The 10052-nt window shown below is 66.5% G+C and carries 11 protein-coding genes; 3 read left to right on the top strand and 8 right to left on the bottom strand.

The annotated features are described in order from the left end of the window. Positions 1-41: 41 nt before the first annotated feature. Positions 42-533 carry a hypothetical protein gene (locus ACOOGG_RS02785; RefSeq protein ID WP_420432055.1) on the bottom strand — a complete coding sequence of 164 codons (492 nt, stop codon included), beginning with the start codon at positions 531-533 and terminating at the stop codon, positions 42-44. Positions 534-686: 153 nt separating this feature from the next. Between ACOOGG_RS02785 and ACOOGG_RS02780 the strand changes: the two genes are divergently transcribed. Both ACOOGG_RS02780 and ACOOGG_RS02775 read left to right on the top strand, forming a co-directional pair. After that, positions 687-935: a hypothetical protein gene (locus ACOOGG_RS02780; RefSeq protein ID WP_420432053.1), complete on the top strand. Its 249-nt coding sequence runs from the start codon at positions 687-689 to the stop codon at positions 933-935. Positions 936-938: 3 nt separating this feature from the next. Beyond that, positions 939-1358: a type II toxin-antitoxin system VapC family toxin gene (locus tag ACOOGG_RS02775; protein WP_420432051.1), complete on the top strand. Its 420-nt coding sequence runs from the start codon at positions 939-941 to the stop codon at positions 1356-1358. Here ACOOGG_RS02775 and ACOOGG_RS02770 read toward each other — a convergent pair. From ACOOGG_RS02770 to lepA, 4 genes are all read right to left on the bottom strand, one after another. Next, positions 1342-2061 (bottom strand): RsmE family RNA methyltransferase, encoded by a 720-nt coding sequence (locus ACOOGG_RS02770; protein ID WP_420432049.1) that lies wholly within the window; start codon positions 2059-2061, stop codon positions 1342-1344. The two genes, ACOOGG_RS02775 and ACOOGG_RS02770, sit on opposite strands and share 17 nt — an antisense overlap. Continuing rightward, the gene (gene dnaJ, locus ACOOGG_RS02765; protein WP_420432047.1) at positions 2058-3185 is read right to left on the bottom strand and encodes a molecular chaperone DnaJ; all 1128 of its coding nucleotides are present in this window, start codon (positions 3183-3185) and stop codon (positions 2058-2060) included. Before dnaJ ends, ACOOGG_RS02770 begins: the two co-directional genes overlap by 4 nt. 3 nt (positions 3186-3188) lie before the next feature. Beyond that, positions 3189-4202: a heat-inducible transcriptional repressor HrcA gene (gene hrcA / locus ACOOGG_RS02760; RefSeq protein WP_420432045.1), complete on the bottom strand. Its 1014-nt coding sequence runs from the start codon at positions 4200-4202 to the stop codon at positions 3189-3191. Between the two features lie 61 nt (positions 4203-4263). Beyond that, positions 4264-6120 (bottom strand): translation elongation factor 4, encoded by a 1857-nt coding sequence (gene lepA, locus ACOOGG_RS02755; RefSeq protein WP_420432043.1) that lies wholly within the window; start codon positions 6118-6120, stop codon positions 4264-4266. A gap of 3 nt (positions 6121-6123) precedes the next feature. Here lepA and rpsT point away from each other — a divergent pair, with 3 nt between their 5' ends. Further along, a complete protein-coding gene (rpsT, locus tag ACOOGG_RS02750) occupies positions 6124-6393 on the top strand; it encodes a 30S ribosomal protein S20 (RefSeq protein WP_420432041.1) in 270 nt (89 codons plus the stop codon). A 21-nt stretch (positions 6394-6414) separates the two neighbouring features. Here rpsT and holA read toward each other — a convergent pair whose 3' ends face one another. Genes holA through ACOOGG_RS02735 form a run of 3 tightly spaced genes read right to left on the bottom strand, consistent with a single transcriptional unit; the run spans position 6415 to position 10051 of the window. Continuing rightward, positions 6415-7428, bottom strand: a complete 1014-nt coding sequence (holA, locus tag ACOOGG_RS02745) for a DNA polymerase III subunit delta (protein ID WP_420432039.1) — start codon at positions 7426-7428, stop codon at positions 6415-6417. Next, positions 7425-8267 (bottom strand): dihydropteroate synthase, encoded by an 843-nt coding sequence (gene folP, locus ACOOGG_RS02740; RefSeq protein ID WP_420432037.1) that lies wholly within the window; start codon positions 8265-8267, stop codon positions 7425-7427. The genes holA and folP overlap by 4 nt, the downstream gene beginning before the upstream one ends. Continuing rightward, a complete protein-coding gene (locus ACOOGG_RS02735) occupies positions 8264-10051 on the bottom strand; it encodes a ComEC/Rec2 family competence protein (RefSeq protein ID WP_420432035.1) in 1788 nt (595 codons plus the stop codon). The genes folP and ACOOGG_RS02735 overlap by 4 nt, the downstream gene beginning before the upstream one ends. Position 10052 lies beyond the last annotated feature (1 nt).

Below are 10052 nucleotides of genomic sequence, written 5' to 3'. Positions count from 1 at the left end.
AGCATGCCTCCACAAAAAGGGGGAAGCTCAGCCCTGACCGGCTAGCCCTGATCGTTCTTGGGAGGTGGAGGGATGATGCCCAAATGGCCCTCGATGCGGGTGATCCGCTCCCGGGCGTCGCCGAGACTGGCCGTCACCTCTTTGAAGCCATCCCTCGTCTCCTGCCGGTGCTCCGCAAGCGAGGTGCTGAGCAACTGGAACTGCCGAGTAGCCTCCTGGAGAGTCTCCCTATTAGACCGCGTGATCAACTCCCGCGTCTCCTTCTCCGAGCTGGCGATCAACTCCCGAGTCACCCTCTCCGAATTGGCAATCTGCTCCCGAGTCACCCTCTCCGAGCTGGCGATCTGCTCCCGGGTCCCCTTCTCCGAGCTGGCGATCAGCTCCCGAGTCACTTTCTCCGAGCTGGCGATCTGCTCCCGGGTCTTGAGGGTGTCAAGGTGCTGGTAGCGCATAGACGCGACTGCAAAAGCCAGCACCGGGCCCAACGTCGCTGCCAGCACCGGCCCAAGATCCGAAAAAGACACAACCTCCATGCCCCAACCCTAACACCCCACCCCAACCACTGCAACACCATATATAAGAATAATGATGGAAATATGCGGTAAAGGGCTTTGTGGGCATTCCAGCCCCACGCTATGTCAAGAAATCGATAGTGAACTCGTGGGGTGATGCTATGATATCATTTTATGAGAACGGTCATCACGATGCCGGATCACATCCACGCCAAGGCAAAACAGCGCGCCGCGGAACTCGGCATCAGCTTCGCGGAGTTTGCCCGGCGCCTATTCGAGAAAGAGCTCGACGCGCCCGCTCCGCAAGGCGACATCGATGCCATCTGCGGCATGGTGAGCGGCACACCCATCGACATGGCCCATGATGGGAAGCAGATCATCGTTGAAGCAGCCGGTCGTCAATTTGGCGACAATCTCGGCTGAAGAATGGACTACTTCTATGTGGACACCTCAGCTTGGGTGTCGCTTACCGACAGGGCCGAGAAATCTCATGGGCGCGTTGCCAGCACCCTGCGCAGCCGACAGGGTCAGCTTGTCACCAGTGATCACGTACTCCACGAGACGTGGATGGTCATGCGCTACCGACACAATGCCCATGCCGCAGAGACCCTTGTTGACTCTATTCGCAACGGAATCGCCAAAATCGAGGTCTCTGGACTAGCCGACCTTGAAGTCGCCGCCGCAATCGGGGCCGCGTTCGCCGACCAGGATTTCTCCCTGTCAGACCGGACAAGCTGGGCCATTATGGAAAGACTCGGAATTCACCAGGCAATCTCACTCGACAATGACTTCCGCATCTACCGATTCGGCCCCGACCGCCGTAACTCCTTCAGGGTCTTCCCGTAATCCCGTCGCGCAAAGCAGTGAGGAGGGTGGCTGTGGCGATGGCGGCGGTCTCAGAGCGGAGGACTGATGAGTTGATGCGGACGGCGCCTAGCTGGCGTCGCTCGGTGGCGGACCACCCGCCTTCGGGGCCGATGAGCACGGTGGGGTGGTCGAGGGTGAGCGGGTCGCCGGTGATGTCGGCTCGGATGGCGCCGGGGCGGGCGGCGAGGTCGGCGAAGTCGGCTACCTCGCCGATTTCGGGGAGGCGCACTTGGCGGCTCTGCATGGCGGCCTCGCGGGCTACTCGGCGGAGGCGCTCAGTGTGGCGGGCGGCCCGGTCGGGGTCCCAGCGCACCACGCTGTGCTCGGCGGTGAATGGGACGATGACGTCCACTCCCAGCTCGGTGAGCTTTTGCGCCACCAGCTCGGGACGGCCTCCTTTGATGAGGGCGAAGCCCACGGTGAGCTTGGGGCGGGGCGCTTCGACGAATGCCACCGCGCCGTCGGGCTCGGCATCGAAGCTCGGACCCGATCCCAGGCGGCATACCCGCCAAGAACCCGTGCCGTCGGAGGCGGTGAAGGCGTCCCCGGGACGTAGCCGCAGCGATCGAGTGAGGTGATGGCGGTCGTCGCCCCGCAGCTCGGGGTGCTCTAGATCATCGACGAAGACATGAGGGCCGTTTGCGCCGGCGGGCTTCACGGCTCGTCCAACCGAATCCGTCACTTCCGCCGGGCTTCACGGCGTCGCTTCCTCGTGGCGGGCGCCACTTCTTCACCCCGAAGCTCGGCAAGCTGGTGGAGCAGGTCGATCTCGTCGTTGCTCAAACCGGTGGGCGTCTCCACCACCGCCTGCACCAGCAGATCTCCCCGGCCCCTGCCCTCCAAGCGGGGCACGCCCCGGCCTCTGACACGGAACACGTTGCCGGTCTGGGTGCCGGCAGGGATATCTAGGTCTTCCACGCTGTCGAGCGTCTCGTACTTGATGTTGGCCCCGAGGGCGGCTTGGACCATGGTCAGATGGAGACGGTCCACCAGATTGTCGCCGTCGCGCTCGAAGCGGGGGTGGGGGCGCACGTCGATATGCACATACAGGTCGCCGGGCGGTCCGCCCCGAGGCCCAGCCGCCCCCCGGCGGGCCACCCGCAGCGTCGACCCGTGGCCCACCCCGGCGGGGATGGTGACCGTATAGTCCCTTTCGCCTACCACCCGGCCGTCGCCCCCGCAGCTTCGGCACGGGTCGGCGATCACCTCGCCGCTGCCCGAGCAGGCGTCGCACACCGTGCGGGTGACCATTTGCCCGAGGATCGACTGGCGCACTCGCTGCACCTGCCCGATGCCGTCGCAGGTACCGCAGGTAACCGGTTGGGTTCCCTCAGCGGCGCCGCGGCCCTCGCAGGGCTCGCACACCGTGGCAGTGCGCACCCTCACCTCGGCGTCGGCACCCAGCACGGCGTCCTCGAAGTCGAGGGTCAGCACCGCCTCGAGGTCGGAGCCCCGCTGGGGACCGGCCCTCGTCCGCCCCCCGGCGGTGCCGAACGGGCTGCCGCCAAACGGGCTGGCGCCTCCGAAGAAGGCGTCGAAGATGTCGCTCAGGTTCATGCCCGAGAACGGATCGCCTCCCCCCGCGGCTCCCGGGGCGGTGCCGAAGCGGTCGTAGTGGGCCCGCTTTTGAGGGTCGCTCAGCGTCTCATAGGCCAGCGCGATCTCCTTGAAGCGGGCCTCGGCGTCGGCGTCGTCGGGGTTGGCATCGGGGTGGTACTGGCGGGCCAGCTTCCGGAACTCCTTCTTCAGGTCGTCTTCGGTGGCGTCTCGGCCCACACCGAGCAGCTCGTAGAAATCAGCAGCCATGGGTTAGGGGGACGACAGTCGGTCGCCCAGCTTCTGGCTAACCACCGCTACCGCGGCCAGGGCCTGGGGATAGTTCATTCGGGTAGGGCCCAGCACCCCGATGGATCCCACCGGCTGACCTGCCACCTCGTAGGGCGCCACGATCAGCGAGCACTCGGCCAGGGGGGCCACCCCGGTCTCTGAGCCGATGGCCACCGTGAGGCCGCGATCCATGATGTCTCTCACCAACGACACAACCACCAACTGCTTCTCCAGTATTCCCAGGACCGACCGAACCGTCTCGGTGGCGTCGAAAAGGCCCGCCACACTGGCCGCCCCGCCCACATAGAGCTGCTCCTCGGCATCGCTCAGGCCGGCCAGCGAGTCCAATACCCGGGCTGCCAGCGGACTCAGGGCATGGCCTTTCTGGCGGTCTCGCAGCGCGCTGGCCGGATACCCGACCAGCAAGTCGGTGAGCTGGGCGGCGGCGCGTGCCAACTCCACCGGATTGGCAGGCTCGTCCAGCTCGATGGTGCGCTTGTCCACCGAACCGTTCTCGTACACCACCAGCGCCATCGCCAGCCGCTCCGAAAGGTCCACCAGGTTCACCGACCGGATGGTGGCGGTGGCGTGCTGGGGGGCCACCACCAAGGCGGCATAGGCGGTGAGGTCGGCCAATAGCGCGCTGGTGTCGGCCAGCATCTGCTCGAGCTCGCTGTGGGTGGTGTCGAAGAAGGCTCGCACCTGCTGGCTCTCGCTGCGGCCCAGGGTGCCGGACACGTCGGTGAGGGAGTCCACGAAATGCCGGTAGCCCTTGTCGGTGGGAATGCGGCCCGCGCTGGTGTGGGGCTGGCTCAGGTATCCGGCCTGCTCCAGGGCCAGCATCTCGTTGCGGACCGTGGCCGGGGAGACGCCCAAGTCGGCCATCTCAGAGACATGGGACGAGCCCACGGGCTGGGTGGTGGAGATGTAGCCCTCCACCACGGCTCGCAGCACCGCAGCCTTGCGGGCCGAGAGCGTCTCGCCTTGGGCTTCCATGAACGTCGAATACTACTGGGCTGGTGCGACCTACCACTCAACAGAAGTGGCCGGGGATGTCTCAGTCGTCGAGGCGTAGGGCGGAGATGAACGCATCCTGGGGCACGTCGACCCGGCCGATGGCCTTCATCTTCTTCTTGCCGGCCTTCTGGTTCTCCAGCAGCTTGCGCTTGCGGGTCACATCGCCGCCGTACAGCTTGGCGGTGACGTCCTTGCGGAAGGCCTTGACCGTCTCTCGGGCGATGATCTTGCCGCCGATTGCCGCCTGGATGGGAACATCGAACTGCTGGCGGGGGATCAGCTCCTTGAGCTTGGTGGCCATGCGCCGGCCGTAGGAATAGGCCGAGTCTCGATGGATTATGGAGCTGAAGGCGTCCACCGGCTCGTGCTGGAGCAAGATGTCCACCTTGGTGAGGTCGGACGAGGCATACCCGTCGGGCTCGTAGTCCAAGCTTGCATATCCCTGGGTACGGCTCTTGAGCTGGTCGAAGAAGTCCACCACCACCTCGGCCAGCGGAAGCCGGTAGGCCAGCTCCACCCGCTCGGGGGACAGGTATTCCAGCTTCTTCATCTCCCCCCGGCGCGCTTGGCACAGCTCCATGAGGGTGCCGGTGTAGTCGGCGGGGGCGATGATGGTGGCGGCCAGCATGGGCTCCTGGATGCCCTGCACCTCAGCGGCCGGGGGCATGGCCGAGGGGTTGTCCACCTCCAACTCCTCGCCGTTTTCCAGCTCCACCCGGTAGGCCACCGAAGGGGCGGTGGCGATGAGGCTGAGGTTGAACTCACGCTCGAGGCGCTCCCTTACGATCTCCATGTGCAAGAGCCCCAGAAACCCGCAGCGGAAGCCGAAGCCCAAGGCGCCCGACGACTCGGGCTGATAGTTGAAGCTGGAGTCGCTCACCCGCAGCCGCTCCAGGGAGTCGCGCAGCGCGGCGAACTCGTCGCCGTCGATGGGATACAGCCCGCAGAACACCATCGACTTGGGCTCTTGGTAGCCGGCCAATGGCTCGGCTGAGCCGTCGCGGGCGGTGGTGACGGTCTCGCCCGAGCGGGCCTCGGCCACGTTCTTCATGCCGGCGATGAGGTAGCCCACCTCACCGGGTCCCAGCTCGTCTACCGGTGTCGGATGAGGGCGCCACGTCCCGATCTCGTCGGCCTCCCGTTCGGTGCGGGCCTGCATGAAGCGGATCTTGGCTCCCGACCGCAGCCTCCCGTTCATCACCCGCACCGAGCTGACCACGCCCCGGTACTGGTCGAAGTGCGAGTCGAATATCAGCGCCTGGAGCGGGGCATCAGGGTCTCCGGTCGGCGGAGGTGTGCGGGCCACCACTGCGTCGAGCAGCTCGGCCACGCCTTCGCCGGTCTTGGCGCTGATGTGGAACACGTCTTCTGCCGGGATGCCCAGCACCTGCTCGATCTCGGAGGCCCGGCGCTCGGGCTCGGCCGCGGGCAGGTCGATCTTGTTCAGCGCGGCCACCACCTCCAGGTCGTTCTCGATGGCCAGATAGCAGTTGGCCAGTGTCTGGGCCTCGATGCCCTGAGCGGCGTCCACCAACAAGATGACCGACTCGCAGGCGGCCAAAGAGCGGCTCACCTCGTAGCCGAAATCCACATGGCCGGGTGTGTCGATGAGGTTGATGACGTAGCCGTCGTGGTCGAGGCGGACGCTTTGGAGCTTGATGGTGATGCCCCGCTCCCGCTCCAAGTCCATGGAGTCTAGGTATTGGGCGCGCATCTCCCGGGGGTCGACTGCCCCGCAAATCTCCAGCATGCGGTCGGCCAGCGTGGACTTGCCGTGGTCGATGTGGGCGATGATCGAGGTGTTGCGGATTCGAGTGAGGTCTAATAGCACGACAACTAGAAACGCTACCGCCCCTCCCGTGTGGTTGGTGGGGTCGGCGGGCGGTAGAGTCGTCATTCTGTGGCAAACATCAAGAGCCAGATAAAGCGCAATCGCCAGAACGAGAAGCGCCGTCAGCGCAACCGGGCCGTGCGCTCCGAGATCATCACCCGCACTCGGACCGCAGAGGCCGCCGCGGAGCAGGGCGATGCCACCGAGACCGCCGAAGCGGCCCGCATGGCCATCAAGCGCATCGACAAAGCAGCCAGCAAAGGCGTGCTGCACCCCAACACCGCAGCTCGGAGGAAATCCCGCCTGATGAAGCGCTTGGCGCGGCTCCAGGCTGAATAGGGCTAACCCAACCCCAACCCTCTAGCGATTGAGCTGAGTCAGGCGAGCCACCAGCACCTCCAACACCGCATCCGGTGATATAGCGGTGGCCCCCCGGAGATCCAAGTCGGCTTGGGCCAAAAGCTCGATCGAACGGGCGATTCTCTTGGTCCCCAGCTTGCGGGTTTGGCGCAGCGCCTTGCGGGCGGGGAAGGTGGAGCCCCTGATGCCCAGCAGCTCGGCCGCCTCCTTCTCATCGGCAGCCCCGGTGCCGTCGAGCCGCAGCAGCCGGGCGTGGTGGTTGTGCAGCGAGGCCAGCACCTGCATCTCGTTGCGGCCCCCGGCATTAAGCATCCGGTGCAGCTTCTCCAGAGCATCGGCGATGTTGCCCGACTCCACCGCGTCGGTCAGCTCCCAAGGCGGCACTGATCCGGCTTCACCCACGAACGGGACCACATCGTCAGCCTCCAATGCACGATCTGGCCCATAGGTAGATGCCAGGGTGGCCAGCACCGCGGGAAGGCGGCTCAAGTCCTCTCCCAGGTGATCGGCCAGCATCCGCTTGGCCCCGGCCCGCAGCCGCAGTCCCGCCGCGGCGATCTGGGCGTCCATCCATTGGGCAGTTCCGTCACGACCCCGGGGTATCCCGGCGCCGATCACCTCCCCGCCGGCCGCAGCCACCGCTTCCGACAGGCGCTTGGGCACCGCGCCCAGCTTCTGAAGCGCCGGCCCCTTCTCCCACACCAGCACCAGATCGGTGGTGTCCAGGGGATTCTCCAGATAGCCGAGCAGGGGGCCGAGGGAGTCGACGGTGGAGAACCGGCCCAGCTCCCGGCCCACCACCACCCTCCGGGGGGTGAGAAACGGCGGGGTCTGGGCCGCGTCAACCAGCGGGGCGATGTGGTAGTCCTCGTCTTCCAGGTAGGCGGCCTCGGTCAGCTCGGCAACCATCAGTGACCGGTCGCCGTCGCCCACCAGCTCGGCAACCTGGTCGCGCACCGCGCCCGACAGCAGTACGTCGTCACCTCCGTGCAGCAAGACCACGGTGGCGCTCATTGGGAGTCTCGCCGATACTGGAGAATAGCGCTCATGAAGTCGGCCACTCGGCGGGTGCCAGCCACATCGTGGGCCCGCAGAATTCGACAGCCCAGACCAATACCCAGGGCGTGGGCCGCCAGTGTGGCCTCCCTCCGGTCCCCTACCTCGGTTCCGGTCAGCGCCCCCAAGAAGCCCTTGTTGGACACCGAAAGGAACACCGGATAGCCCAAGCCAACCAGCTCGTCGGCCCGGCGAAGGAGTTCCGCCGACATCTCGGGGGTCTTGCCCAGATCATGGCCCGCATCAAGCATGACCCGCTGCCCAGGAATCCCCGAGTCCACCGCCCACTGGGCCCGCTCTGATAGGAATTGGCTCACTTCGCCCACTAGGTCGTCGTATTCCGGCTCCGGATCGGCCACCCGCGGGGCCAAACGCACATGGCAGGCCACCACCGACGCCCCGGCTTCGGCGGCAGCGCAGAGATAGTCGGGATCGGCAAATCCGCTGATGTCGTTACCCACCACCGCCCCAGCGGCGTAGCTCTCCCGGGCCACCGAGGCCCGCCAGGTGTCCGCTGAGAGGGGCAGGTCGAAGCGCTCGCGCAACGCCTCGATGGCCGGCACCACCCGATCCATCTCCTCAGCCTCAGTCACCTCCGGGCCAGGGCCGGCCTTCACCCCGCCCACATCCAAGAAATCGGCCCCCTCGGCCACCAGCTTCTCCGCTTTGGCCAAAAAATCGTCGAAATCCCAGTACTGGCCGGCGTCGTAAAAAGAGTCAGGCGTCCGGTTCAATATCCCCATAACCAGAGCCCGCGTGGTCACGTCATAGCGATGCGGCCCCAGCTCCACAATCACGCAGGCGACGCTACACCGCCTGCCGGGGTGACTGTGACTGCCAGGCGAGGGTCGTGGGAGGTCACTTCTACGACAAGACCCCCCACCAGCACTCTTTGGCCGGTCTGGACAGTGGTGGCACCGCCGATGCGGTGGCCGGGTGGGGCAATGATTGTTCCTACCCACATCCGCTCTTGGAGCGACCGAATCTGGTCGCGTTGGGCGCGGGTACCTCGGTCGGCCACCGCGATGTCGACGACGCCCACGCCAGTCCGGCGCAGATCCTCTAACAGCCTTTCGGTTGACCGGTTGGAACCCAGCGCGATCACCACGGACTGGTCTTCGCGCCATACCTCGACCCCGGAATCGAAGACGGTATGGAATGGCGGGTCGGAGGTTCGCAAGGCGACCGCAGGCACCAGCCAGCGCTGTGACCAGTGCGGCTGCGGCCACCGCCCGCAGCAGGTGCGTCGTCGAGCCAGCCACCATGCCGCGGCGCCGATTGCCACGGCGGCGAGGTGCGATGCCCCCGCAGCTCGCCCAATCGGGCTGAGGCCGCCCATCCGGCCACAGCCTGGATCCAGCCGATGCCCAAGCTGGTGGGCCAGTGGATGGCGTGGGCCAGTGGTGCCGCCGAGGAGTCCGGCCACCACTCCGGCGGACATGCTCCACATCATGATCGGCCCGGCCACCGGGGCGGCCAGCAGGTTGGCGGGCAAGGACGCGACCGGCACTCCGCCGAAGGTGGCGATCAGCAGCGGCGACACGGCTAGCTGGGCCGACACGGTGACCCCCAGCGCCTCGGCCAGCAACCGGGGGCCGGGCAGGCGCTCGGCCAACCGGGGCGCCCACAAGATGATGCCCGCCGAGGCGGCCACCGACAGCCGGAAGGCCACCGAATGCACCAACAACGGATCGACCAGTACTAACAGGGCCACGGCTAGGGCCAGCACCCGACGGCTGGAGGCATCGCGGCCCAACAAGGTCGCGGTAGCGGCTATTGCCGCCATCACGGTGGCCCGCAGCACCGAGGGCTCAAACCGGGTGACCAGCGCGAAGAAGCCGATCACCCCCAGCGTGAGCACCCAGCGACCCCGGTAGTCGAAGCGCTCGATCAGAGGCCGGGCCAGAATCAATACGAAGGCCACGTTTTGGCCCGACACGGCCAGAAGGTGGGTGAGGCCCGCGGCCCGGAAGTCGTCGGACACCACCGGCGACTGATAGCGGTCGTCGCCATACGACAGCCCGGTGAACAGGGCGTGGCGGTCGTCGTCGAGTGACTCGGCACCGGAAGCGATGGTGCGGCGCAGCCAGTTGGCCAACCGGTAGGGCGGCGACCCGTCGCGATGGCTGTGGATGCGGTCGATGCTCAGCCGGTTGGCGATGTGGCGGGCCGCTTGGTAGTCGGGCAGCGGCTGAATCGGGCGCACGCTTCCGGTAATGAGGATGCGGTCCCCGGCCAGCCGCTCGCCCAGGTCGCGGGCCGCTCGGCCGTAGGCCCAGGCTTCGTAGCGCCGTCCCTCCGTCCGCACGCTCACTCGCATCCCTTCGCCCACAGGAACCGGATCGGCCACCAGGGTTGCTTCGCCTTCAAACGCAGCAGCCTCAACCGGGTCGAGTCCCGCCCAGGCCCGGGCTCCTAGCGATGAGCCGAGCAGCATGACTGCTGCCACCAGCAGCCACGGCTTGCGGATGGCTAAGGCCACCACCCCCAGGGCAATCGCCGGAATCAGCGGAACGGACGCTGACCACCCGGCGCCGACTATGGCGGCAACGGCGAGGGCCACTGCTTGGCGGTCGCTCATC

The organism is Candidatus Poriferisocius sp., assembly GCF_965214065.1.
GTDB lineage: Bacteria > Actinomycetota > Acidimicrobiia > Acidimicrobiales > Bin134 > Poriferisocius.
Note: the sequence above shows the minus strand (reverse complement) of the source record. Positions and strands in the feature narration are given on the sequence as shown.

Coding starts and splice junctions, on each gene's coding strand:
- holA (WP_420432039.1), bottom strand. CDS start 7,428: ATGAGCGCCACCGTGGTCTTGCTGCACGGAGGTGACGACGTACTGCTG.
- hrcA (WP_420432045.1), bottom strand. CDS start 4,202: ATGGAAGCCCAAGGCGAGACGCTCTCGGCCCGCAAGGCTGCGGTGCTG.
- lepA (WP_420432043.1), bottom strand. CDS start 6,120: ATGACGACTCTACCGCCCGCCGACCCCACCAACCACACGGGAGGGGCG.
- ACOOGG_RS02735 (WP_420432035.1), bottom strand. CDS start 10,051: ATGAGCGACCGCCAAGCAGTGGCCCTCGCCGTTGCCGCCATAGTCGGC.
- ACOOGG_RS02780 (WP_420432053.1), top strand. CDS start 687: ATGAGAACGGTCATCACGATGCCGGATCACATCCACGCCAAGGCAAAA.
- ACOOGG_RS02775 (WP_420432051.1), top strand. CDS start 939: ATGGACTACTTCTATGTGGACACCTCAGCTTGGGTGTCGCTTACCGAC.
- ACOOGG_RS02785 (WP_420432055.1), bottom strand. CDS start 533: ATGGAGGTTGTGTCTTTTTCGGATCTTGGGCCGGTGCTGGCAGCGACG.
- dnaJ (WP_420432047.1), bottom strand. CDS start 3,185: ATGGCTGCTGATTTCTACGAGCTGCTCGGTGTGGGCCGAGACGCCACC.